The sequence below is a fragment of the Clostridium saccharoperbutylacetonicum N1-4(HMT) genome (assembly GCF_000340885.1).
GTDB lineage: Bacteria > Bacillota > Clostridia > Clostridiales > Clostridiaceae > Clostridium > Clostridium saccharoperbutylacetonicum.
On the sequence record NC_020291.1, the window covers coordinates 4,323,147 to 4,349,395 of the forward strand.

Here is a 26,249-nt window from a genome sequence, read left to right on the forward strand (position 1 = left end):
AAAACTACTCTTATTCTTAATTCATTTTTTTAACCTTAAGAGTTTACTATAATCTTACTCACATTTACACCAGATTCAATTAAAAGTTGCTTCACTGCTTCACTCTTTACATTAAATATAGTGTTTTTACACCCGCTAAATGCACCAATATCTATTCTAGTTACGCTATTAGGAATGGTTATGCTACTTAAGCCAGTACAGTCTTGAAAAGCACTATGTTCTATCCTTGTAACACTATTAGGAATAGTTACGCTGCTTAAGTCTGTACACCCATAAAACATACCAATTCCAATACTTGTAACTCCATTAGGAATAGTTATTTTGCTTAAATTCTTACATCTATCAAAAGCACTTCCTCCGATAATTGTTACGCTGCTAGGTATCTCTATACTTTTTAAGTTAACATTTCCATAAAAAGCATTACCTCCAAGTTCAGTAACACCATTAGGAATTGCAAACTTTTCGTCGGCTTTTCCACTAGGATAACACAATAATTTGTTTCCATCTTTACTATATAATATACCATCAATACTCTTAAAACTTGTATTATTCTCATCTACGGTTATACTTGTTAAATTGTTGCAGCCTAATAAAGCTTGCCCATCTATACTTTTCACACTAGCAGGAATATTAATACTTTTTAAGCTAATAGATCCGTAAAATGCTGATCTTTCTATAGTTTTTACACTATTAGGAATGGTTATATTTATTATATTTTTATTTTTATAGAACGCCTTATTCCCTATGCTAGTTACTAAAACATTATCAATTTTATCTGGAATTACTACATTGCTGTCAGTCCCTAAATATGCTACAATTTTACCAGTTTGCTTATAAAAGGCCCATGCACCTTCAAATGTGATATTTTCAAATTGACCACTGCTATTAATGCTATACTCGCTTTGAAAATCATTTGGCCTATTATCCAACATAAAACCTCTTGAATCAAAATAATATAAATTTCCATTAATTACTCTCCAGCCTGTGGCCCATGAACTTCCTTCTGAATACCACCACCAGCCATTCTTATCCTGCTTCCATTCTGCACTTGCACCTATTGGTTTTAGTAATAATACTGAAGCAACTACTAATGCACAAGCTATTACTTTTGTTAATTTTGACTTCTTCATATTTTCTCCCCCTAATTTTTCCTAAAGTGATTTTAAAATACTAATTTATTATATTTTAAAATAATTATCGATAGTACTCTATAAAAGCTTTAATTTATCATTTATTCTATTAATAAGTTCATTAAAGTTCCTATCAATTAGGGGGACTGTAGCCTCATCACTTTCTAGAATATATTACCACTCCCTGCCAGAGTCTCCGGCCATTGAATTAACAGTACCTTGTGGGTATAAAACTGAATAATGATCTAGTTTAGGATCTTCCTTACTATCTGCTCCAACCTTAAATACAAATAAAATTTTATAGTCTGCTCCAGCCACATAACCTAGAATTTTTTCATTATTGACTGTAACATTATGATTAGGACTTCCAAAGTATTTTTCAACATTTGAAAGAGAAATATTGTTTAAACTACTGTCAAAAGATCTTACTTCAAAAATTCTTCCTCCCTTGTTAGAGCCAAAAACCACTTTATATTTTGAATAAGTAGAATAGTATCCTTTAGCATCAGTTACCCATTCTGCATTATCTGCTTTTCCCAATTTCTTCTCGACATCTGATATGTTAAAAGACTTATCTGCAAAATCTGAATTAATAATTTTACCTTCTTCTGCTAAAGTTTTAATATTCTTTAATATTGAATCTTGATTGTTTTCTGTTTTGCTACTATCTTCATTCTTATTTTCTAATAATTTATTTTCTTCAGTTTTAGACTGATCAGTTGTATTTGAGGTTTCATTATTAGTTTGTGTAGTATCCCTTGTGTCATTTACAGATTTATTTGAATTTGAACATCCACTTATAATAACTGAGCATAAAGCCATTATAATAAGTAAACTTAACTTTTTATTAAATTTTTTCATTCTCTCCACCTCCAAATTTATTTGAAATAAAGTTCTTTTTAAAACCTCTTGTGTATGTAATTTATAGCCTTTTTATAACTCATTTTCTTTCTTCTATTATATCATAATTCGACTTTTAATACTCATATTCCTTATTATGATTATTCCATTAGTAAATGAAATATACGTATGTAAGTTCTTATTTTTAAATTTTCTTAGCTTTTCCATGCAATATATGTCATGTATTAAAAATGTCTCTTTCTCTATATTTATGTCGATAAATTTATAATACTTTTAACCTAAATTTGACTTACTTCGGTATACTCTTTTGCTATAATATATACAAACCGAAACTTCCTATTATAGGGATAAAATTCAATATATTTACAAGCTAACAAGGAGAGATATAATGGGCGCACAGGAGAATGCTGAATTAATAAACAATAGAAAATTCTTCAGAGTATATACTAAAGAACCTATTTGTACAGAGATGTCAATTGTAAATTATAATGGGCAACCAATAAAATCCAACTGTTCTAATGTTTGTATTAAAGATCTAAGCATTGGTGGCTTAAGCTTTTCATCCAAACTAAGATTTCCAATGGGTAAACATATCATTTATCAATTTAAACTTCAAATACTAAACAAGCCTTATTCCATTAAAGGTAATATAGTTTGGCATAAAGTAGAGAAAAATGGAGACATTAATTATGGGGTAAGTTCTCTAATTGATGAAATAATGTATGAAGATTATTTTGCAGCGCTCAATAATCTTGCATTAGTTATAAGACGTAATCAATCAAACCGCGGCTGTAGCTTCTGTAACATAAAAAAATGTCCTAATAACTTATAATAAACTAACTATATCCAAATATAAAAAGGCTCGTTATTTATCATATAGCGAGCCTTTTTATGAGTAAAATCTTACCCCTAAATATATTAAATGTAACATCTGATATAATATTTTTTTGATACAAATGTTCTTTGTTTTATTTATTGAAAATAAATACTTTGCTCCAATTTTTATCTATAAAAGTTGATTAATTGATTTTATAATTTTCCATTATACTAAGTTTACTTTTTCTCCATCACTTAATAAATTTTGGCCTTCAGTAATGACAGGTAAGCCGTCTTGTACTTTTCCCTTTACTTCTGTAAATTTCTCATTTGAAATACCAGTTTCAACAGCTATCTTTTTAACTTCATCATTATCAACTGTATAAAGATAATTTACACCATTCTCCATTTTAATTGTTTCATTCGGAACCATCAAAATGTCATCTTTCTGTTCAGCTGGTAAAGAAATTTTAGCAAACATTCCTGCCTTTATATCAGCATTTGAATTATCAACTTTAACCCTAACTACATAGAAATTATTTTTGGAACTTGTATTTGGGCTGATACTTTCTATCACTCCAACTATTTTTGCATCTGGTAATGCATTTATAGTAACTGGTACAGATAATCCCTCTTTAATTTTTGTAAGCATCTTATCAGGAACATTTACTTCTGCCTCTAATCCGCTATAATCTATAACTGTAACAGAACCTGATTGTCCACCAGCAATTTGCCCCACTTCTACAGCTTTTTCTGACACAACTCCATCTATTGGCGAAGTAATTGTTGCATTATTTATTTGATTTTGCACTGCACTCACTCCTGCTTGTGCTTGTTCTAATGCTGCAGCGGCTGCCTTTGTAGCTTGAGGGCCAGACTTGCTCTTTAATAATTCTAAACTATCCTTAGCATTTTTCAAGTCTATAGTTATAGCATCATATTGAGCTTTTGCATCATCATACTCCTTTTTAGAAACTGCATTTGCGGAATATAAAGTTTGAGTTTTATCATAGCTGTCTTTTACTGTATTATATTGAATTTGTAGCTTTTCAACAAGCTGTTCTGCTTGTAATAATTGCTGAGTAAATCCTGAATCACTGGTTCTTTCTAAGTTAGCACTAGCTGCGCTCACTCCTGCCTGTGCCTGTTCAAGTTGTGCTGCATAATCTGTAGTGTCCAAGGTAAATAAGGTTTGGCCAACACTTACTTTATCTCCAACCTTCACATTTACAGTTGCAACTCTTCCTCCTGCCTTTGGTAAAACCACTACTTCCTTTGCAGGTTTTAAGTTACCTGCATATTCAACCCTTGCGGAAATTGTTCCAGTTGTTATTTTTTCCGTTTTAACATTTTTAACCTCTTGTGCTACATCTACAGGTTTACTTTTAGGAAAGCTAAAAATAATTGCAACCACAACAACTGCTAAAATTATCCCTACTATTAGTTTTTTCTTTTTCATTAATTCCTTAAACTTCATAGGTGCTACCCCCTTCTAAGCTATGGCTTTTCTTCTTTTTAAAAGATACTTTATTTTTTAAGTCAGCCATTAATGTATAAATAATTGGTAATACAATTGGTGAAAGGATTGTTGATGCAAGCATTCCCCCAATTATTACTATAGCCATACTCTTCTTCATTTCTGTTCCTTCACCCATAGATAAAGCAACTGGTAACATAGAAACAATCATAGTTGCACTTGTCATAATTATTGGTCTTAATCTGGTAACACCCGATTCTATAAGTGCCTCTCTTAAATTCATTCCTCTCTTCATTAGAGTATTTGTATAATCTATAAGCAAAGTACCATTTTTAGAAGCAAGTCCTTCTAACATGATTAATCCAATCATAGACATTAAATTCAAAGTTTGTCCAGTTAAAGCCAGTAACCCAAAAGCTCCAATAATAGCACAAGGGAGCGCCATCATTCTTATAAATGGAGTCAAGAAGGATTCATAAAGCACTACTAAAATCATATAAACTAAGGCTAAAGATGCACATAAAGCAAGTCCAAGTGAAGAAAAACTATCTGCCATTTGTTTTTGATTTCCGCCAAAACTTATACTGTATCCATCCGGTATTGAAAGAGCTTTTAATTTAGAATTAATATCATCAGTAACTTCTCCAAGAACTCTTCCTTGAATATTAGCCTCTACTGAAACCATATCCTGCTTATCTTCTCTAGAAATAGAAGGTGCACCATCTATTTTTTGAATAGAAGCAACTTGACTAAGTGGAATTTCTTCTCCAGCTGAATTTGTAATCATCAAAGATTTAAGGTCTTCAGCACTATTTATTTGTCCATTTTCAAACTTTAGAGTTATATCATTTTCCTCATTGTTTGATCTATATACTCCTACATTAGTTCCTGCTAATGCCATTCTAACAACACTTCCGATATTTGAAGTAGAAATTTTGTATTGAGTAGCTGCAAGATTATCTATATTTACCCTAAGTTCACTGCTTCTTGAGCTTGTAGAATTACTAATATCAGTAATTCCTGAAACTGTATTTAATAACTTTTCAACTTCCTTTGATAAATCTCTTATAGTTGATGAATCATTACCTTTTATCTTAATTGATACAGGTTTACTACTACCACCTGAGGAAGATGATTCTGCTACATTAAGGTCTACCCCAGACATTTTTTTACCAAAAGTTCGAATTTCACTTGCAAGTTCACTTTGGCTTTTTTTACGTTCACCCTTAGGAACCAAGTTAACGAAAATTTGAGCAATAGATTTATCTGCAGTTGATTCTCCATCATGCCCAATCAAAGAAAAATAATCTTTTACTTCTTTTGTCCCTTGTAAATATTTTTCTACCTCAGAAACCTTAGCATCTGTTTGTTTTAAAGTAGATCCTGGAGCTAGCTTCAAGCTAATTGTAAAAGAACTCTGATCTGCTACAGGTATAAACTCTGACTTTATCATTCCCATTGGAATAAGCATCACACTAAGCACAACTCCTGCAATAACAAAAGCTAAAACTTTTTTCCTGTTATCTAAAGACCATATTAATGTTTTTCTATAAACTTCTACTAGTTTGTCAAAAGACCCTTTTTTATCAGAACTTTTCCTAGCAAATTTAGAATTTATTCTGCTTAAAAAGGTTTCTTTTGGTGCTATCTTCTCGTCATTGTTTTGATTTTTTAATAATCTTGAAGAAAGCATTGGTGTAATTGTAAAAGATACAATTAAAGAAAACATTGTAGCTGCAACGATAGTTAATCCAAATTCCCTAAACATTTGTCCAACTAAACCTGATACAAGTGAAACAGGAGCAAATACAACAACATCACACAAAGTTATAGCTATTGCTGCCATTCCTACTTCTTTACGCCCATCAATAGCTGCTTGTAATGGATTTTTTCCCATGTCCATATGCCGCTGTATATTTTCTATAACAACTATAGAATCATCCACCAGAGTACCTACAACAAGAGATAAGCCCATTAAGGACAGCATATTCAAGGTAAAATGCATCTGATACATCATAAAGAAGGTTGCAACCAAAGAAGTTGGAATAGCAATTAAAACTACTAAAGAAGAACGGAAACTACGGAAAAATAAATAAAGTACAATTGCTGTAGTTATAATTCCCTCTATTAGATTATGTTTTATTTGAGTAAGTGAAGAATTAATAAAAGTAGTAGTATCCATTAAAATATTTACTTCTGTTCCTTTTGGAAGCGACTTTCTTATATCCTCCAATTCCTTTTTCACAGAATCAGCCACTTCTACTACATTTGAATCACTTTGTTTTCCAAGTATCATTGCTATGGTCTTATTGCCGCCATACCTTGTCAATACAGTAGCATCTGGAACTTCTAAATCGATTTTTGCTATATCCCCAAGACGAATATTTACTCCATTACCAGCAGGTACTAACAGATTTTTTACAGCATCAATAGAATTAAATTGACCAATAATTCTAACAGCTTGATCTAAATTTTCTTGTTTAATATCTCCAGCTGGTATATTAACATTTGATGCTTGCAAAGCTCCCATTAAGGCATCAACGTTTACTCCATAATACTCCATAGTAGCTTTATCTATTTTTATCATAAGCTGCTTTTTATCTGCACCCATCAAAGAAATATTCCCTACTCCAGGGATTTTCTCTAATTTTTGTTTTAAAATATCGGATTGATTATAAAGTTCTTCATAACTGGAGTCCCCATTTATTGAAACTATCATAATAGGTATTGCACTCATATCCATTTTAAACAAAGTAGGCTTATCTGCTGCTTTAGGAAGCCTTGCTGAAACAACCTCAACTGCCTTTTGCACATCTAAATAAGCAGTATTTATGTTAGCACTCATTTTAAAGGTTATTGTAACAGTTCCATAACCTTCTCCTGAAGTTGAATTCAAAACATCCACACCACTTATCCCAGAAACTGCATCTTCAATTGGTTTTACAATATCTTTCTTAACATCTTCTGCACTGGCTCCATTATAAGTTGTCATTATTGATATGACAGGAATATTCATAGATGGCATTAAATCTGCCCCCATGCTTTTATACCCCATAATTCCCAGTCCAATAAATAGAATTACCGCCATCCACATGGCTGCTGGCCTTTTTACTGATATTTCAGTTATCCTCATTACTATCCCCCTTGTCTCATGTTCATAAGTTTTCACTCATTTTATCACTTATTCTCAGTATATCATGATATGGAAATATAAGAATAATTTTTCAATATTTTAAGATAAAATTAAGTTCCGAAAAAAAGCAGCCTATCATTTTAGCGATAGACTGCTTTTTGTTTTACTTATTGTAGCATTTTACTTTGTCTTCATCATTAAATAAACTTATTTTGTGATAAATAACTTCTTTCATAGCTTCTATACATGGTGGATAAATAGCATTAGGTTCACGAGCTCCTAAATCTTCTGTCAATATTTCACGGCATTTCTTATAAAATGCATCCTTAATGTCACTAGAAATATTTATTTTAGATATTCCTAATTTTACAGATTCAGCAATTTCATCATCTGAATTAGCTGATCCACCGTGTAATACTAATGGAATTTGTACTGTTTCTCTTATAATCTTTAATAAATCTAATTTTAATTTTGGTTTCATATCTTTTGGATAGATCCCATGTGATGTTCCAATAGCAATTGCTAATGTATCTACACCTGTTCTATCAACAAACTCTTTTGCCTTTTCCGGATCTGTATAAATTATTTCATTTGCTCCATATTCTCCTCCGTTACCTGTTGTACCTATAGTTCCAAGCTCTGCTTCAACTGAAACATTAAGTGGATGTGCTGCTTCAACTACTTTTTTTGTAATTGCTATGTTTTCTTCAAATGACATATGTGAAGCATCAATCATTACTGATGTAAAGCCACATCTTATTGCTCTTAGAATTTGTTCAAAAGTTCCACCGTGATCTAAATGAATAACTACTGGCACCTCTGATTTGAAAGCTTCTTCTTTTACAGTTGCTATAAAACTATCTTCTAAAAATGACAATTCATCTGGATGTATAGCAATAATTACTGGAGCCTGCTTTTCTTTTGCTGCTTCCATTACACCTCTTAAAATCATATTACTGCTTGTATTAAAGGCTGGTACCGCAAATTTATTTTCCTGTGCTATAGATAATAACTCTTTCATATTCATTAACATAATCATCTTCTCCTTTTTTATCTTATATTTGTCTTTTATCTTAAATATTTAAATTTTTATTATTTGAGCCTGAAAGCTTAATGTAGTTTCTTACAATATCAATACTATCCTGTTCAACTTGATGCATTAAAACGTAATAATTAATATCTGGTTTTTCTTTTAGTATTGCTGTAATAGCTTGAACATTGGCATTCATGAAATCACAGCCAACATTTATTTTATTAATCCCATACTTAACTGCCTTCAAAATATTATCTCTTCCAGACCCTGAACCACCATGAAGTACTAATGGCATTTTAGTTAATTCTTTAATAGTCTTTAATCTTTCAAAATCAAATTCTGGAACCATTCCATCCGGATAATTCCCATGTGATGTACCAATTGATATTGCTAGTGCATCTATCCCTGTTTCTTTTGCAAACTTTAGTGCTTCGTCTGGATTCGTATACATATGATCATTTGTAAAAGCACCACCTTCTGTTCCTCCTAAACATCCAATTTCACCTTCAACACTAACCCCCTTTGAATGTGCATAATTTACCACTTCTTTTGTCATATCAATGTTTCCTTGCAATCCAAAACGTGATGCATCAACCATTACAGAAGAAAAACCGTCATCTATTGCTTTTTTTATAAACAAGACTTCTTGTCCATGATCAAAATTAAGTGCTACCTTTATGGATGTCCTGCTAGCTAATGTCTTTACAATTGGAGTTATTAGCTCACTGTCACAATGATCAATTAAATGATCTTGAACTAAATTAATTATTATAGGAGCATTTTCTAGTTCTGCTGCTTTAATTACACTTCTTGCAGTTTCTAAATTGAAGCAATTAATGGCCATAACTGCATAATTTTCTTCATTTGCTTTCTTTAACATCTCTGTCATTGAAACATACATAAAATCTTCTCCTATCTATTTAAATATTTATTTTATTTGTAGATTTGATAGATCCACCTCTTCTTCTTCCTCTTCTTCAATAACTTGTTCTTTTGCATCTTTCTTTAGAATTACAAGTAAAATTGCTGTAATAACAGAGCCAACACCTAAAGCAATTAAAAAGCCAATAGGATTTTGCATAGCAGGTACAATAAACATTCCTCCTGAAGGAACTGGTGAGCCGACATCTAATAACATAATCAACATACCTCCAATGGCTGCACCGAATGAACAAGAGAATATTACACGAAGTGGATCAACAGCTGCAATTGGAATAACACCTTCAGTAATCATACATATTCCCATTGGGAAAGCAATTTTTATATTGTCAGATTCACTCTTAGAATATCTAGCCCTTCTTATTACCCAAGATAATGCAACACCAAAAGGAGGAATCATAGATGCACAAATCTTAATAGCTTCTGGTCCATAAACACCTTGTAATAACAATCCATCAGCAAAGAGAGAAGCAACTTTATTAACAGGGCCACCAAAATCAAATGCTGCCATAGCACCCATGATTAGTCCAAATATTGCTTTTGAGCCACCTTGCATATTATTAAGCATAGATGTAAGCGAAGCCGAAACTGATGCTATTGGTCTTCCAACAACGAAGAACATAACTAATCCAATGACAACTGAAGATATTAATGGAATTATCATCATTGGCAACAAGCCTTGAGCCCATTTAGGCACTTTAATATTATTCTTTAAAAAAACTACGAAATAACCTGAAAGATATCCTCCAAGCATTCCTCCAAGGAAGCCCGCTCCCATTGCATTTGCTACCATACCCATTAATAAACCAGGTGCAATACCAGGTCTATCTGCAATAGAATATGATATAGCAGCACCCATTACTGCTGGCAATAACTGCATTCCAAATACGCCTAAGGTAACCGATGCTTGCCAAATACTGTAGGAAGCTTTGTAATCAGAAATTAAGGATGGATTTCCTCCTGCCAAATTACCAATAGCAATTAGTAACCCAGCAGCCACAACTAGTGGAAGCATGTATGATATTCCTGTCATTGCGTGCTTTTTTAATTCTAATTTTTTTAACATAATAAGTTCCCCCTTGTATATTTAATTTTTTTATAAACCTAGTTCTTGTTGAATCTTATTAATAAGAGCTTTTGGAGATTTAATTACAATATCTGTTGAAACATCAATAACCTTTTTGCCTTTAAATCTTTCTCTGCCACCAACCTTAATATCTGCTGCAATAATTACCACATCTGCTTCGCTAATTTCTTTAGGACTAAGCTCATCCTCTGTTCCAATTGTTCCTTGAGTTTCAATGTGAATTTCATGGTTTAAGGCTTTTGCTGCACGTACTAATTTTTCTTTTGCTATATAAGTATGTGCAATTCCAGATGTACAAGCTGCTATTCCCACAATTTTCATATGTATCAATCCTTTCTTTTTAATATTTATATAAATATAGATAGTTAATGAGCCCTTTAATAAATGATTAACCTATTGAATTTCGTCTGAACTTGTAAATATTTCATATACTTCCTCTGAGCTTTTAGCTCCTAATAAAGCTTCACATACTTCGTCATCTCCTAATCTTGCTGCTACTTTTGAAAGCAATCGAACATGAACACTGTTTTTGTCTGATTCTGTTACAGCAAAAAGAATTATAAAGTTCACTGGTTTACCATCCAAGGTCTCCCACTTAATGTCACTTCTGGTTTTTCCAAAAGCTATTGATGTTTTATTAACGAACTTAGATTTCCCATGAGGTATTGCAATACCATTACCTATGCCTGTTGATCCTAAGGTTTCCCTGTAATATACATCCTCTAAAAATTCTTCTTTGTTTGAAAGTGTACCTGAATCATATAATAGTTCTGTAAGTTCCTTTAAGGCTTCATCTTTTGTAGTCGCTTTCATATCTAGTTTTATTGTTTCTTTTTGTATTACTTTTGCTAAATCTACTTCCATTTTCATACCACCTTCACCATTTAGTTTAAAGTATTGCTTTACATCCTTTTCCTTCTTACATTTCATCAAATAATTGGCATAATCTTCTTTAATATTAAAATTGAATGCTTCTTTTAAAATAAGTGTCATTATTTCAACATTTTCCATTGCAATATAAAAAGTTAATTGCTTCTCATTATTTTCTATATCATTTATAGAAAGCCCAAGTATGCATTCATCCTTGCAAAATCCAAGTTGTATCTTTAAATTTCTGTTAATATCTATTGGATTGAATATAATGCTCCTCTTGATGTTTCTATTGATTTGCTTCTTCACTTCATTCTCTTCTTTGTTAAAATATATTAATTCTTCTTTTAGATACTCTCCAATGAGCTTAGTTGAACTTGTTAATCTTAAATGCTTGCTTTTATTATTAAGCAAGAAATCAGATATATTCTTAATATCATGCTCATTCAAAAAAGTTGATACCAATAAATAGCTATTCTTTTCTAACTCCAAAGGAACTGTCGATATTATAAAATCGATCTCCTCAAGATTTATGTTCATCATTCTGCTAGCTGAAGCGCTTTCTATAATTTCAAATTCCGGAAAATATCTTTTAAGTCTTGTCATTAAAAGTTTGGAAGTTCCATACCCACTATGACAAACAACTAATACACGTTTTCTTGTAGCATAATTCTCCTCTAATCCCAGCTGATAATATAAAGTTAAATACCCAACTTCATCAATAGGAATATGATTTAGTTTCATATCGAAGGATACCATCAACGTAGCTGCTTTACATACATTTAACAGAATCGGATACTGCTCCTTTATATCATTAATAAGAGGATTTGATATGTGAATATCATGCTTCATACGATTTAACATAGGACGTATATGGAGTAATAATTTCTCCATTATATTTTGGTATTTTGAAATATTTACTTGCAAGATCTCTTCCATACAGTGTGTAATTCTATTTCTATAGTTTATTGCTAAGCAATCTAATTCACTTAATACTGTATCCTCTTTTCCTGACATATCCTTGATCAGTCCAAAAGAAACAAAATATTGATATAAGTAATAAACTTCACTTTCATCCAGTGTCATTCCAAAATCTCTATTGATTTTATTAATACATAAAGCCGCTTCCTCATAATCTTTTTCTGGCTTAAATTTTCCAATATCACTCTTTTTATATATTTTCCTTCCTTGTGAACCCCTTACCATTGAAATTAAAATATGAGTAAGTAAATTAATATAATATGGATCATTTATTCTACAGTTATATTTTTTTTCTAGATCTAGAAGAAGTCTATTTACATATATTATCTTCTCTTTTTCAAATAACTCTGATAAAGCATTTAAGGTAATTGCATCTAAACGTATTGCTAATTCTTCAATCGTATTTTTATTTTTTCCATCTTTTGAATATTCAAATAGCAAAGATGCAATGGCTCTACGAATATCAACCTCTAATCCATTTATTTGTGTTCCCTCAACTGTCTTTTCTAACTTTAAATTAAATAAAGAAAACCATTCTTCTATATATTTAAAATCATTAACTATACTTGTCTTACTAACATAATACTTATCAGAAAGCTTTTGAATCGAAGTATTATTATGTGGGTCAGTTAGCATATTTTTAATAATTTCAATTCTTCGATAATTAATCGAAATTTTATTATTTTTACTTTCTTGCGATTGAAGAACTCTATGCAGAATTAATTTGGCATTCATAGTATCCTTTATCATTATTCCAATACTATGTTTCTTATCTAATTCAACATTATGTTTATTTAAATATTCTTCAATTATAATTAGATCTTTCTTTAGAGTTTTATCAGACACATTCAAGAATTCTGTATAATATTTAATTGGCTTATATTGTTTCTCTTCTAATAACAAATTTATAAATTCAATTTGTCTTACATTTAGGTTATACATCATTTCCCTCCTTTAATTTTTCTTTCTGTGCCCTTTCATATGTATACGATATCATACATTTCAGGGTTGTAAAATAACAAATAAGTTCCTCTTAAAATGGAATTTATGTATCAGCAATCTTACTACACAATGCAAATACTCCTTAAATTAATATTTTTATCAATTCCATAGAACATAATCTGCATTTTTTTGTCAATTGCAGTCCATTTTTGTATAAAGTTTTGTGAATTTTGTACGAATAATATAGAATGACATAAAATTAACAATATTTACGACAACTTTCACCATCACTTTCAAATTTAATATATTTTACGAGAGGGGATTTTATTTATGAAAATCAATAATATTCGAAACAAACTTGGAATTAGTTTAGTAGGAATCTGTATGCTTCCTCTAATTATATTAGGCTTAGTTTCATACTTTCAATCAAAAGCAATACTTAATCAAAAGCTCTCTACTACAAGTCAGCAAACACTTATAGAAGTGAATACTGGAATGGATAACTATTTTAGCAGTTTTGGTAATATGGTTTCCATGTTATCACAAAATTATGATGTAATTAATAGTGACAATGATATAAATGTCACCTTTATACCAGGCGTATTAAAAAGTGTAAAGGATGTTAATCCTGATATTTTCAGTGCATACTTTGGAACTAAAGATGGTAAATTTAATATTTATCCTAATAGCAAAATGCCAGACGATTTTAATCCTACAGCAAGACCTTGGTATAAACAAGCTATGGAACATAAAGGACAAGTTATTGTGACTTTACCTTTTAAGGATTCGCAAACTGGAAAATCAGTTGTATCTATAGCTAAGACAGTTGAAAGAAATGGAGAAGTAATCGGTGTTTGTGCCATGAATCTTTCATTAGAAACTCTATCAGGTAAAATTACTGAGAAGAAAGTTGGTAACTCTGGATATGTCTTTATTTCTGATTCAGATGGCAATGTAATAGCACATCCTAACAAGGATATTATCAATACTAATGAAGCTTCTAAATTAGCTGTTTGGAATGAAATAAAAACCTCTGACAGCGGTTTTACAACCTACACATATAATGGTCAAAAGAAGTTTGGTGCATTCGATACAAATTCTATGACTGGCTGGAAAGTTGTTGCAATTCTTAATGAAAGTGAATTATCTACTGATACAAAAGCTATATTAATTACTACAATAACTTCTATATTTATTATGTTGATTATATCAATATTAGTATCCTTATTCTTGAGTAAAGGAATTGCTGCTAATATAAAAAATCTAAAAAAGGTTTTTGAAAAGGCTGAAAATGGTGACTTAACTGTATCAATAGAGCCAGTTACAAAAGATGAGTTTTTAGACTTAGCAACTTCTTTTAATTCGATGATGCATAATATTTCAAACCTAATACAAAACGCGGCAAGTTCTTCAAATGAAGTATTAGAAACTTCAACAAATCTTGCTAGTATGTCAGAAGAAGTAACTGCTTCTATATCAGATGTAGCTAAAGCAATTGAAGATGTTGCACATGGTGCAACACAGCAAGCTCAAAATGCTCAAAATGGTGTTACTGAAATGAATGAGCTTTCTAAAAAGTTAGATAAAATTAGTGAAAATTCCACTCAGATAGATATGTTATCCAATAATACCAAAACACTAGGTACAAAAGGATTATCTATAATAAATACTTTGATTGATAAAACAAATAAAACAAAGACCTCTACTTCAGAAGTTAATAGAATTATTCAAGACATGAACGAAAGTACTATAAAAATTTCTTCAATTTCAGAAGCTATTGCAGAAATAACAGAACAAACCAGTCTATTATCACTAAACGCAAGTATAGAATCAGCGCGTGCAGGTGAAGCTGGTAAAGGCTTTGCTGTTGTAGCAGCAGAAATTGGAAAGCTTGCTGAAGAATCTAAAAATTCAACTGAAGAAATAAAATCAATCATCGAAAATATTCAAAAAAAATCAACTATTGCTGTCCAAGCTATTAAAGCTACTGAAGATATAGTAATAGAGCAGGATTTAGAAGTAACTAATACACAAAAAATATTTGATGATATTCTTAATTCAATAAATACAATGATCAATAAGATTGATGAGATAAAATTCTCTATAAAGGATGTGGGTGAAAAGAAAGAAAACACCATGATTGAAATAGAAAATATATCTTCAATTTCTGAAGAAACTGCTTCATCATCAGAAGAAGTAACCGCTTCAACTGAAGAAATAGCTTCTGCTATGGATAGATTCACCAAGTATGCTGAAACGCTTAAATCTTTAGCTGAAAAGCTAGATAATGAATTAGATAATTTTAAAGTTACATAATGATAATGAATTAGATAATTCTAAAGTTAGCTAATATAAATAAAAGGCATCTTATGCCAAATATACACAAAAGGGTTAATGCAATCTGCTTAACCCTTTTTATCTTTTGAGTAAATCCCCCTTATATCCTAAAGGTTAAATCATGTAAATAATTTTCATAACAAACTTATCCCCATGCATTAATTTTTCTAATTGCATAACTAATGGAAATGTTTGACCTGCATAGCCCTAGCTACGCTCATACCTCCAGCACCTATAGCTATCATTCCCAAGGCACTAGATGTAGGTGTATGTACTACGTTATCTAGTTTTAAATAGAAAAACTTTTTAATATTAAGAAAAGGAAAAAAATCTTAATAAATAACAATTATTATTTACAAATAATTTTAATTGTAGTAAAATAAATTTAAAGCAGATTATATCAATATTATTGCTTATTTTTTTAAGCATATCAATTTTGCTAAATTAAATTTAAGGCAATTATATCGTCTATAAGTTAATTTTATATTTAACAACTAATATTAATCTATATAAGTTCCAATTATCAATGTTAAATTAAGATATACAACATTAATCCGAACTTATATATTCATAATTAAAAATTATTTCGAAAAGGGAGAGATTAAAATGGAATTAAAAAACTTAATTAAATCTAAAAATTTAAATACAAAAATTACTTTAAGAAATCCTATTGTTATGGCGCCAATGACTACTTTTTCAGCAAATGAAGACGGAACAGTTTCTGATGCTGAATTAAGTTACTATAAAAAAAGAGCTAAAGAAGTTGGTATGGTAATTACAGCAACAACATATGTAGCCCCTTCTGGCAAAGGCTTTCAAGGAGAATTTGCTGCCTATAACAAAAGCTTTTTACCTAGTTTAAGGAAATTAGCAGAAACTATTAAAGGCGAAGGTGCATTAGCAATACTACAGATTTTTCATGCTGGTAGAATGGCACTTCCTGATGAAATACCTGGTGGTCAGCCTATTAGTGCAAGTGCTGTAGCTGCCGAAAGACCTGGTGCAGTTGTACCAAAGGAAATGACAGAAGCAGAAATTCAAGAACTAATAAAAGCTTTTAGTGAAACAACAAAACTCGCAATAGAAGCAGGCTTTGATGGTGTAGAAATTCATGGTGCTAACACATACTTATTACAACAATTTATTTCACCTCACTCAAACCGAAGAGAAGATTTTTGGGGTGGCAGCAGAGATAAAAGAAGGAATTTTCCATTAGCTGTCATAGCAGAAGTGAAAAAAACAGTAAAAGAAAAAGGTGCTGAAAACTTCATAGTAGGCTACCGTTTTTCACCAGAAGAAATTGAAAACCCTGGTATTACATTAGAAGATACTCTTTCTTTTGTAGATATATTGGCTGACCAAGGATTAAGTTATTTACATGCTTCATTAATGAATTTTTGGCAAAGTTCAATACGTGATGCAAAGGAAACTTCTCCTGTTATTAATAAACTAATAGATCAAATTCATGGTAGAGTTCCATTTATAGGGGTTGGAGCAATTAATACACCTGAGGATGCCCTTAAAGCATTAGAAAGTGGTGTTGATTTAGTTGCCCTCGGCAGAGAAATAATTATCGAACCTGATTGGACTAGTAAAATTCAACTTGGTAAAGCTTCAGAAATTCGAACTAAATTAAATAAAAATGATAGAGAAGTTTTATCTGTACCAGTTCCTCTTTGGAATGCAATTGTAAATACACCTGGTTGGTTTCCAATTGAAGAATAATAGTTATATATATTAATTAGTGAAAACTCCATAACACTCCTTATAAAAAAAGGATTGTTATAGAGTTTTCTTTTATTTTCTGCTTTTCTAACTAATAAATATTTTTAATTTTTTACTTTTGAATCAATGAATATCTTTTAATTTTTACATTTAGAAATATATATCTACCTCTTCTAAACTTTCAACATCTAAAATATTCTCAATAATTAAATTTAATTTCTCAATATTTAAATTGTCAATTTTCTTACTATGATCAATACATAAATATCCAAATTTTTTAGAAAGTGCTTTTTAGCGGTTTCAAGTGGACCTCTACAAAAACCTTGTTAATCAAATTACTTAAAATAAAGTATTATATTTTGAAATACTGACCTACCTTGATTTATATTCTTATATGAATGAGGACAATTTGCCATAAATCTTATTGAATTACCCTTTTGCAATTTAAATATTTTGTTATTTATATCTATTTCAATTTCCCCTTCTGTTACAATAATATATTCTTCAACCCCCTCATTATGAGGTGTAGATATATGATTACAAGCTGGTTCTAATTCAATTGTAAATATTTCAAAACCCTTGTTTGCATCAAAAGGAAAGATTGGATAAAGCTTCATTCTGTCATTATCTTCAATTATTGGGCTAATATCCTTTTGATTTATTACCTTTAAATCCTCTTGATTTTCATCAATAAATAAGGAAAAAGATATTTTTAATCCTGTTGCAATTTTCCATAAGGTAGAAACTGTTGGATTAGACTTCCCTCTTTCTATTTGACCTAACATTGCCTTGCTAACTCCTGTTAGCTTAGCCACTTCTTCTAGACTTAAATTTCTTTTATTTCGAATATCTTTTAATTTATTACCAATAATTAAATTCAAATCTTTCATTACTCGACTCCTTGTATACATAATGCTTTTGTATGTTATAACGTAAATTATATTATATATTGCACAATATATAATGCAAATGTATAATATAACGTATATATATATTATAACATCTTTAATTTATTTAGTTTATAATTTTATATTTAATATTTATAAAAATGAGTTTTAAAATGGCAAAAGCATTTATATTGGGAGTTACTGCATCATTCTTTTTTGCATTTACTTTTATATTTAATATTCATAAAAAGGAGTTTTAAAATGGCAAAAGCATTTATATTAGGAGTCACTGCATCATTCTTTTTTGCATTTACTTTTATACTTAATCAACAAATGAACATTTCTAGTGGTAGTTGGCTTTGGAGTTCCACTCTAAGATATATTTTTATGCTTCCAATTCTATTTATTATAGTTATTATAAAAAATGAATTATTTGAGGTATTAAAAGATATAGCAAAAAAGCCTATTCAATGGCTTACTTGGAGCACAATAGGCTTTGGTTTATTTTATGCACCTTTGTGTTTTGCATCAGCATATGGTGCTTCATGGTTAGTTGCTGGAACTTGGCAATTGACAATAGTTGCTGGAGGACTTATGTCTCCATTGTTTTTTACGAGTATTGAAACTAATAATGGGACATGCAAAATAAGAAACAAGCTTCCTAAAAAATCTCTCCTCATGTCTTCCATAATTTTATTAGGAATATTCTTAATGCAGTTTGAAGAAGCAAAGAATACAACTTTTCTTAAAACTCTTTTAGGAATTGTTCCTGTTATTGCAGCTGCATTTGCATATCCACTAGGTAATCGTAAAATGATGGAGGTTTGTAATAATAAATTTAGTACCTTTCAAAGGGTATTTGGCATGACACTATGTAGTATGCCCTTTTGGATAATACTAGCTAGCTATGCTTCCATATCTGCTGGTTTACCAAGTAAAGGACAAATCCTCCAATCCTTAATAGTTGCTATTTTTTCAGGAATTATAGCTACCATATTATTTTTTAAAGCTACTGATATGGTAAGCAATGATACACATAAATTAGCTGTCATAGAATCAACACAATCTGGTGAGGTAATTTTCACCTTACTTGGAGGTGTATTTATATTTCATGATAAAATTCCAACATTTATTGGTTTAATAGGAGCATTCCTTGTAGTTGTAGGAATGATTTTAAATAGTCTTAATAAATCATAAAAAGTCTTTGTATTGTTTCCAGAATTTTGTACTAAAATTCACTTTTCTAAAAGAATAATCAATTATCTTTGACATAATGATTTGAAAATTTAATAGTAAAAAGATAATTTTTTACCTAATTTTGCTATCAGCTTTTTCAAAAATTTCAAAAATTTTTCCATAAATTCGAATGTTCCGATTATTAAATATCCTCAAATAACTCCATAATGTTAAATAATATAAAATAGCAAGCAAGAAGAACTTTATATTTTATTTCATATGTAAGAATGTTTAAAATAAATGTTGCTAATTAGAAATTGGAGACTCAAAGTAATACACTATTGCTTTGAGTCTTAAGCCTACCTATATCTAATATTTTAATGAATTTGTTTTCAAAAGATAATTTTTTGAATATTTCCATACAATTTATTTCTTTTTTTGTAATATATAATATAAAAAGTGCAAGATATTTTTCTAAATATTTTGAAGCAACACCATGATATTTTTTCAGCCATTTTTCTAGAATAATTTGGAATGACCAGATTATTTTATCATTCTTGACTTCTTTTATATGCTTTTTATTATGTGCTTTTGCTACTAAAGAAATATATCGATCACCATATGGCACTATATAAGCTTTCTCATCAATTAAATAATAAATTTTTTTATTAAAGCTAGGCAAATGCCAATGACATCTTGAAATTGGTTTAATTATAATAGAATCCTCACAGTCTTTTGCAGCTACAACCCAAATATTGTGACGCACTGTGATAGTAATATTTTTACTTCCTTTAAAATTCTCAGGTATTAATTTTTTAGCAATATGTACATCTCCACTCAGCTTTTCTGGAACACTATCATAATTAAGTCCATGCAACACTTTATGTCTCCAATAAAAAGCTGTTACTAAGCTTAGTCCCAATTTTTCTGCACAAAATCTTAAGGATTTTCTTTCAAGCCCATATTCAGTAAACTTGACCCATTGAGTAGGTTTCTTTTTTGAATAACTCCATAAAGAACTGGTTGCCTTAGAGAACGTTTTGCCGCATTCTTTACACTTATATCTTTGAAACCCTTTAAACAATCCATATTTTATGTAGTGTTTTGACTCACAATTAGGACATTTTTCAATAATTCTATTTAAATACATATCTTTTTTTATCAAAGTAGTAATATGAGAATTCAATAAATTAAAATTAGTATCAGTCTTTATCAAGAGAATCACCTCAATTTATCGTTAAAATATAAATTAAATATTCAAATCCTCTTAATAATTGCCTAAATATTAAGTTTCTAAACATTACCAACATTTATTTTAAACATACATATATGTAACATTTCATTTCATATGCATTATGTATTTTAGCAAATTACATATTTGCTAAATAACTAATTTCCTAGTTTTAAAATCTTTAAATTTAGATGAATAATTCATAAAACAAACAGTAAACAGGTGAAGTTTTAACCGAGAATTGCCATCAACTTCTAAAAAAATTTGAAAATATATTCACAGATTTGGATATTTCCATTATAAAATATCCTCATATATTAATCATAATTTCACGTCCTATTATGATATTATAAATTTTATTGTTTTTTTTACTTTATTAATATATTTTTCTCTTTCTAAATACAATCTCTCAGCTTCCTTTAATGTAATTTGTTTAAATTTAATTTTATCATTAGGTTTAAGTTGAACTATTTTTTGAATATCTACAGATGCTACATGTGCTAGTTTAGGATATCCTCCTGTAGTTTGTCTATCTGCTAATAAAACAATAGGGTTACCATCCGGTGGAATTTGAATTGTACCAACAGAAACTTCTTCTGATATCATTTCCAAACTTTCTTTAAGCTCTATTTTTTCTCCACATAAACGATAACCCATTCTATCTGATTTATTATCTACATTAAACTCTGAATTAAAAAACTTACTTACACTTTCCTCAGAAATATTATTAAATTGCCTGTCTTTAAAAACTCTTACAAATGTACTATTAGAATTTTCTGCAATGGAATCCCCTATATACCAGCTTGGAGCTGTAAATTCACCTTTTGAAGTTATTTGCTGTAGTTTTTCTATTATTTTCTTAGCTTCCACACTTTTAACTCCAAGATTTAAAATATCTCCCTTTTTTAAAGTTCTTCCATTAAAGCCTCCAAATTGTGCTCTTAAATATGTACTTTTACTTTCCATAACTTCTGGAACCTCAAAGCCACCTGCTATTGCTAAATAAGAACGACAACCCGCTATACAAGCTCCAAAATTTAATACACAAGCTTCCTTTAAATAAATAGGTCTTCCCATTGGAATTTTCTTTCCATCAATTGTGGGTGAAATATTTCCACCTGTTATAGAAAATAAAGTTCCCTTTTCTAGTTCTAAAGAAGGACCAATCATCGTAATTTCTAAAACACCTTCCTTTTCAGTATTTCCAATCGCAATGTTTGCAAGTCTCATGGAATAAGCATCCATGGCACCACTGACTATAACTCCGTATTTTTGATACCCGTGTCTTCCTAAATCTTGAATAGTTGACTGTAGCCCTGGATTTAAAACAGATATTCTCACTATTCTTCCTCCTTTAACTGTACATATTCTTCATAAGAAATAGGATAAAATTTAACTATATCTCCTGACTTCAAGAGACTTTTAGACTTTCTCTTTAAATCAAACAGTTTTAAGGGTGTCTTTCCTATAAGCTGCCAGCCTCCAGGTGTTTCTATGGGATATACCCCTGTCTGCATTCCTGCGATCCCTACTGAACCAGCTGGTATTGCTGTTCTTGGAGTTTCCCGTCTTGGAGCTGCAATCTTTTCAGACATTCCTCCTAAATACGGAAATCCTGGAGCAAAGCCAAGCATATAAACTAGATATTTCCCTTCAGAATGAATCTTTATAACCTCATCTACAGAAATATTATTTATTTTTGCAACTTCCCCAATATCTTGTCCAAATTCACCACCATAGCATACTGGAATTTCAACTATATTTTCTTCATATACTGATGAAAAATCAAGCTTAGCTATTATATCATCTAAAATACCTTTTACTACTTCATAAGGAGCTTCACTGTTCATATCCAAAGGATTATAAATAACAGAAACACTTGCAAAAGCTGGCACATACTCTATCATTCCGTGAAAAGGATTCTCATCAAGATAAGCACAAAAGGTTCTCACTTTTTTATTTATAGTTTCACTTATTTCCCTTCCAAACTCAACTAAAGCTGCTGTTTCACTTATTTGAGAAATTTCAGTTTTGAATTTGCCTGTTTCCATATAAATATTTCTCCTCTTCTGACTTTTTTTCTTGATTTAATATTAATATTTTAAACTAATAGCTTTTATTTCCTAACTCATTGATTTCCCACTATGACTATTTACTAATTTGTATAAAATAATATCTCCACTTTACAACTTTACTTTTCATAATGTATCCAATAAAACTTTATACAATGGAACAATTTCTATATTTTCTGCTTCAAGGCTAAGCCTAATTTTTTTTACAAATTCCAAAGCCTTAGCTCCATCTCCATGGACACATATAGAATCAACTTTGATAGATATATCTTTACCTGTGATAGCAGTAACATTGTTTTCTTTTATCATCTTAATAACCCTTTTAATAACCACGGCTTCATCTGTGATCATAGCGCCTTCTTTAGCCCTTGCAACCAAAGAGCCATCTTCTTCATAAGCACGATCAGCAAAGGCTTCTCTTGCTACTTTTAATCCAATATTTTCTGCTGCCTTTATCATTTCACTTCCAGCTAAAGCAAGTAAAATCAATTCAGAATTCACTTCATATATCCCTTGACAAATAGCTTCAGCAAGTTTTAAATCTTTGCCAGCCATATTATATAAAGCACCATGAGGTTTTACATGTTGCATTTTAATTCCTTGCGCTCTACAAAAAGCATCTAAAGCACCAATTTGATATTGTACCATAGCTTTAGCTTCATTTGGAGAAACATTCATATTTCTTCTTCCAAAGCCCACTAAGTCTGGAAAACCAGGATGGGCTCCAATATTAACACCAGCTGCCTTAGCAAGTTTCACAGTATGGTCCATCACAAGTGGATCAGCTGCATGAAAACCACAAGCTATATTAGCAGAAGATACATATGAAATTATTTCTTCATCCAAACCAAGTTTATAGGCTCCAAAACTTTCTCCTAAATCACAATTTAAATCTACTTTATACATACTCCACCCCGTTTGATCAGTTTACAGTTTACAGTTATATTTGGCAATTCGCAGTTTACAATTTGCAAGTTACAGTTTTCATTTACGTTTTTTAGTTTTCAGTTTACAATCTGCAATTACATTTACGTTGATAGTTTACAATCTTTAGTTTTGGTTTTGAAATCCCACAGGCTTTCCTATTAATTTTAGAAATTCTGTAAGGATTTCATCCTCAACTAAAACTGTGCATTGTTAACTCTAAACTATAAATAGTTTTCTGTTGGCATTTGAAACCCACATGCTTTCCCATCAATCTTAGAAATCCTGCAAGGATTTCATCCTTAACTGTAAACTTTGCACTGTAATTTGTAAACTGAATTTAGCTGAACTTAATGTCTATATTTTTCGTATCCGTTATAAGCATATGCCCAGGAGAATGTGTAATCACTATTTTGGGTTTAACATTCATAACTACAGCTTGTGGCGTTACACCGCAAGGCCAAAATACTGGAACTTCTCCTTCTTTTATTTTAACACTATCTCCAAAATCAGGCCTACTAATTTCTGAAATTCCAATAACAGAAGGATCCCCAATATGAATTGGTGTTCCGTGAACCTTAGGCATTGATCCAGTCACCATTACAGACTTTACAATTTGATCATATGGAATAGGCCTCATGCTCACCACCATTTTTCCATTAAAAATACCTGCTGGTTCACAGTCTATATTAGTAATAAACATAGGGACATTACAATTTTCCTCTATGTGACGTACAGGTACTCCCGCCTCTAAAAGCTCGGATTCAAAGGAAAAACTACACCCTATTAAAAAGCTTACAAAATCATCTCTCCATAAATGCTCAATGCTAGTATATTCACCAGTTAATACTCCTTCTTCATAAACTCTATATTTAGGAATATCTTTAGCAATATCTGCACCTTCTGCTATATATCTTAAACTCCTGCTGCCCACATCACTCACTTCTAATATCGGACAAGCTTTGGGATTTCTTTGACTAAATAATAGAAAATCATAGGCTAACTCCTTTGGCAAGATAACCAAATTAGCTTGTGCATATCCAGCACACATTCCTGAAGTTGGTCCTGTAATTTTACCTTCACGTATTAAAGCTCTAACCTCACTGGGTTTCATTTTAGAATAATCCACCACTTACCACTCCTTTATTCAGTTATGAGTTCAGAGCTATGAGTTATGAATTTTAGGATGAAATAGCGATGCTATTTCTAATAATATACACCTCTAAAAAAAGTGGCTATGCCACAACACAGAACTTCTCATCTCTAAGAAAAGTGGCTATGCCGCAATATAGAACTTTATTGAAAATCTTGCGGCATTTCTCCATTAACTCCTAACTCATACCTCCCTACAGGATGCCCTAAAGGGTATTAGCTAAAGCTCATAACTTATATTTATTAAATTTAGTTATGAGTTAAGAGTTTGGAGTTATTAGTTTTAGGATGAAATAGTGACACTATTTCTGCAATGTATTTATCGGAAAGCCTGTGGCTTTTCTTCCTTAACTCTTAACTCTTAATTCATACTTCTTAACTAATAACTGATATAATTTCACACGACCTTTTCATAAAAGCCTAATTCAATAACTTTATCGAACCAAGTTGCGCAGGTATCTTCTAATTTAATAGCATAAGATACACATTCTCTCATTAAATTAACTATTGAAAGATTCATTGATAATCCAAAGCCATCTATTGCAGGAACAAGCCATCCATACATATCTATCATTCCACTTCTTGATGCTACCACCATTGCTTCTTCTTGTAACTCTTTTGTGTGTAATATTTCTAAATCCTTCTTTAAATATGCAATTGCAGCAATTAATCCATAACAGCCCCAGTCAGAAACTGTAGCAGTAATAATATTATCTGCCTTTGTAGCTACAGCAATTCCACCATTGCAGCCACAATTGCATTTCCCTTCAGCTGCATATGGAACATATTCTTGTAAATGTTCGCTAATAGTACCCATACCAATTTCATTTCCAAGATCTCCTATTGCTATATTAAGAACACCCTTAGCTTGTAATTTAGTAAATAAGATATCCTGTTTTGCCTCTAATTCAGTTACAGCTAGTCCTACTGCATTATGATAAACTCCAATTGAATTAGCTCCTGGGCACTCAATGCTAATAACAGCACTTGGCAATCCCTTAGCTATAATTTCATCGGCTTGCTTCTCTGCTTCATTTATATCCTTTGTAAATGGAACCGCTGCAATGGATATAGGATATTCCTTTAATTCTTGCATAGTATCATATAAATGAACTCCTATTACCTGAGCTAAATTTTTTACGGCCTCCATATTATCTTCAGGACATATTATTACAGGTTTTACATTAAAAGCTTTTATAAGCGCTCTGGCTAATATCATAGAGCTAACAATCCCATCCATTTCAGCCTTCTTAAAAGGAAGCAACACAAAACCAGTCATTATATAAACTAAGTCTCCATCTTTTAAGGTGTTTACTAATTTTTTTGCTGCATTAGTAGTTAAAGGCTCTTTTGTATATTTTCTTGCTGCAGAATATAAAATACGGCACACACCATAGCCTCTAGGGTCTAAATTCACTATATTGTCTAAATTCTCACCTAAATTAAATATTGTTAATTCTTGTTGATTCATATTTT

20 protein-coding genes and 1 pseudogene are annotated in these 26,249 nt (G+C 30.8%); 4 read left to right on the plus strand and 17 right to left on the minus strand.

The window, feature by feature from the left end; all coding sequences use genetic code 11:
* Positions 1 to 35: 35 nt before the first annotated feature.
* Positions 36 to 1,130 carry a leucine-rich repeat domain-containing protein gene (locus CSPA_RS19365; RefSeq protein ID WP_015394060.1) on the minus strand — a complete coding sequence of 365 codons (1,095 nt, stop codon included), beginning with the start codon at positions 1,128 to 1,130 and terminating at the stop codon, positions 36 to 38.
* 174 nt (positions 1,131 to 1,304) lie between these two features.
* Entirely contained in the window at positions 1,305 to 1,991 is a 687-nt protein-coding gene (locus CSPA_RS19370; RefSeq protein ID WP_015394061.1) for a YjgB family protein, read from the minus strand.
* 388 nt (positions 1,992 to 2,379) lie between these two features.
* Here CSPA_RS19370 and CSPA_RS19375 point away from each other — a divergent pair, with 388 nt between their 5' ends.
* A complete protein-coding gene (locus CSPA_RS19375; RefSeq protein WP_015394062.1) occupies positions 2,380 to 2,823 on the plus strand; it encodes a PilZ domain-containing protein in 444 nt (147 codons plus the stop codon).
* Positions 2,824 to 3,033: 210 nt separating this feature from the next.
* On the opposite strand, the gene CSPA_RS19380 is transcribed toward CSPA_RS19375, so the two are convergent.
* The 7 genes from CSPA_RS19380 to CSPA_RS19410 form a co-directional block, all read right to left on the minus strand.
* Complete coding sequence (locus tag CSPA_RS19380) at positions 3,034 to 4,284, minus strand: efflux RND transporter periplasmic adaptor subunit (protein ID WP_015394063.1); 1,251 nt, start codon at positions 4,282 to 4,284, stop codon at positions 3,034 to 3,036.
* Positions 4,274 to 7,417: an efflux RND transporter permease subunit gene (locus CSPA_RS19385; RefSeq protein ID WP_015394064.1), complete on the minus strand. Its 3,144-nt coding sequence runs from the start codon at positions 7,415 to 7,417 to the stop codon at positions 4,274 to 4,276. The genes CSPA_RS19380 and CSPA_RS19385 overlap by 11 nt, the downstream gene beginning before the upstream one ends.
* 163 nt (positions 7,418 to 7,580) lie before the next feature.
* Positions 7,581 to 8,450: a ketose-bisphosphate aldolase gene (locus CSPA_RS19390; RefSeq protein ID WP_015394065.1), complete on the minus strand. Its 870-nt coding sequence runs from the start codon at positions 8,448 to 8,450 to the stop codon at positions 7,581 to 7,583.
* A 40-nt stretch (positions 8,451 to 8,490) separates the two neighbouring features.
* Complete coding sequence (locus tag CSPA_RS19395; protein WP_015394066.1) at positions 8,491 to 9,351, minus strand: class II fructose-bisphosphate aldolase; 861 nt, start codon at positions 9,349 to 9,351, stop codon at positions 8,491 to 8,493.
* Positions 9,352 to 9,378: 27 nt separating this feature from the next.
* A complete protein-coding gene (locus CSPA_RS19400) occupies positions 9,379 to 10,455 on the minus strand; it encodes a PTS fructose transporter subunit IIC (protein ID WP_015394067.1) in 1,077 nt (358 codons plus the stop codon).
* 30 nt (positions 10,456 to 10,485) lie between these two features.
* Positions 10,486 to 10,797, minus strand: a complete 312-nt coding sequence (locus CSPA_RS19405; RefSeq protein WP_015394068.1) for a PTS fructose transporter subunit IIB — start codon at positions 10,795 to 10,797, stop codon at positions 10,486 to 10,488.
* Between the two features lie 72 nt (positions 10,798 to 10,869).
* Entirely contained in the window at positions 10,870 to 13,269 is a 2,400-nt protein-coding gene (locus CSPA_RS19410) for a BglG family transcription antiterminator (protein ID WP_015394069.1), read from the minus strand.
* A gap of 330 nt (positions 13,270 to 13,599) precedes the next feature.
* On the opposite strand from CSPA_RS19410, the gene CSPA_RS19415 reads away from it, so the two are divergent.
* Positions 13,600 to 15,585 carry a methyl-accepting chemotaxis protein gene (locus CSPA_RS19415; RefSeq protein ID WP_017810459.1) on the plus strand — a complete coding sequence of 662 codons (1,986 nt, stop codon included), beginning with the start codon at positions 13,600 to 13,602 and terminating at the stop codon, positions 15,583 to 15,585.
* Positions 15,586 to 16,212: 627 nt separating this feature from the next.
* Entirely contained in the window at positions 16,213 to 17,331 is a 1,119-nt protein-coding gene (locus tag CSPA_RS19420; RefSeq protein ID WP_015394071.1) for an NADH-dependent flavin oxidoreductase, read from the plus strand.
* A 150-nt stretch (positions 17,332 to 17,481) separates the two neighbouring features.
* Here the strand turns inward: CSPA_RS19420 and CSPA_RS31025 are convergent.
* Both CSPA_RS31025 and CSPA_RS19425 read right to left on the minus strand, forming a co-directional pair.
* Positions 17,482 to 17,604: pseudogene (locus tag CSPA_RS31025) on the minus strand (Rpn family recombination-promoting nuclease/putative transposase); the annotation flags it as partial.
* Positions 17,605 to 17,666: 62 nt separating this feature from the next.
* Entirely contained in the window at positions 17,667 to 18,221 is a 555-nt protein-coding gene (locus CSPA_RS19425) for a helix-turn-helix domain-containing protein (RefSeq protein ID WP_015394072.1), read from the minus strand.
* Between the two features lie 258 nt (positions 18,222 to 18,479).
* Between CSPA_RS19425 and CSPA_RS19430 the strand changes: the two genes are divergently transcribed.
* A complete protein-coding gene (locus CSPA_RS19430) occupies positions 18,480 to 19,415 on the plus strand; it encodes a DMT family transporter (RefSeq protein WP_015394073.1) in 936 nt (311 codons plus the stop codon).
* 304 nt (positions 19,416 to 19,719) lie between these two features.
* Here the strand turns inward: CSPA_RS19430 and CSPA_RS19435 are convergent, their stop codons facing one another.
* The 6 genes from CSPA_RS19435 to CSPA_RS19460 all read right to left on the minus strand — a co-directional run bounded on the left by CSPA_RS19435 (position 19,720) and on the right by CSPA_RS19460 (position 26,244).
* Positions 19,720 to 20,610: an IS1/IS1595 family N-terminal zinc-binding domain-containing protein gene (locus CSPA_RS19435; RefSeq protein ID WP_015394074.1), complete on the minus strand. Its 891-nt coding sequence runs from the start codon at positions 20,608 to 20,610 to the stop codon at positions 19,720 to 19,722.
* 354 nt (positions 20,611 to 20,964) lie between these two features.
* Positions 20,965 to 21,966, minus strand: coding sequence for a 5-oxoprolinase subunit C family protein (locus CSPA_RS19440; protein WP_015394075.1), 1,002 nt, complete (start codon positions 21,964 to 21,966; stop codon positions 20,965 to 20,967).
* Positions 21,966 to 22,676 carry a 5-oxoprolinase subunit PxpB gene (pxpB, locus tag CSPA_RS19445; protein WP_015394076.1) on the minus strand — a complete coding sequence of 237 codons (711 nt, stop codon included), beginning with the start codon at positions 22,674 to 22,676 and terminating at the stop codon, positions 21,966 to 21,968. Before pxpB ends, CSPA_RS19440 begins: the two co-directional genes overlap by 1 nt.
* A 147-nt stretch (positions 22,677 to 22,823) precedes the next feature.
* Entirely contained in the window at positions 22,824 to 23,603 is a 780-nt protein-coding gene (locus CSPA_RS19450) for a LamB/YcsF family protein (RefSeq protein ID WP_015394077.1), read from the minus strand.
* Positions 23,604 to 23,961: 358 nt separating this feature from the next.
* The gene (locus tag CSPA_RS19455) at positions 23,962 to 24,750 is read right to left on the minus strand and encodes a putative hydro-lyase (RefSeq protein ID WP_017810457.1); all 789 of its coding nucleotides are present in this window, start codon (positions 24,748 to 24,750) and stop codon (positions 23,962 to 23,964) included.
* A 420-nt stretch (positions 24,751 to 25,170) separates the two neighbouring features.
* Entirely contained in the window at positions 25,171 to 26,244 is a 1,074-nt protein-coding gene (locus tag CSPA_RS19460) for a DUF4392 domain-containing protein (RefSeq protein WP_015394079.1), read from the minus strand.
* Positions 26,245 to 26,249: the final 5 nt, after the last annotated feature.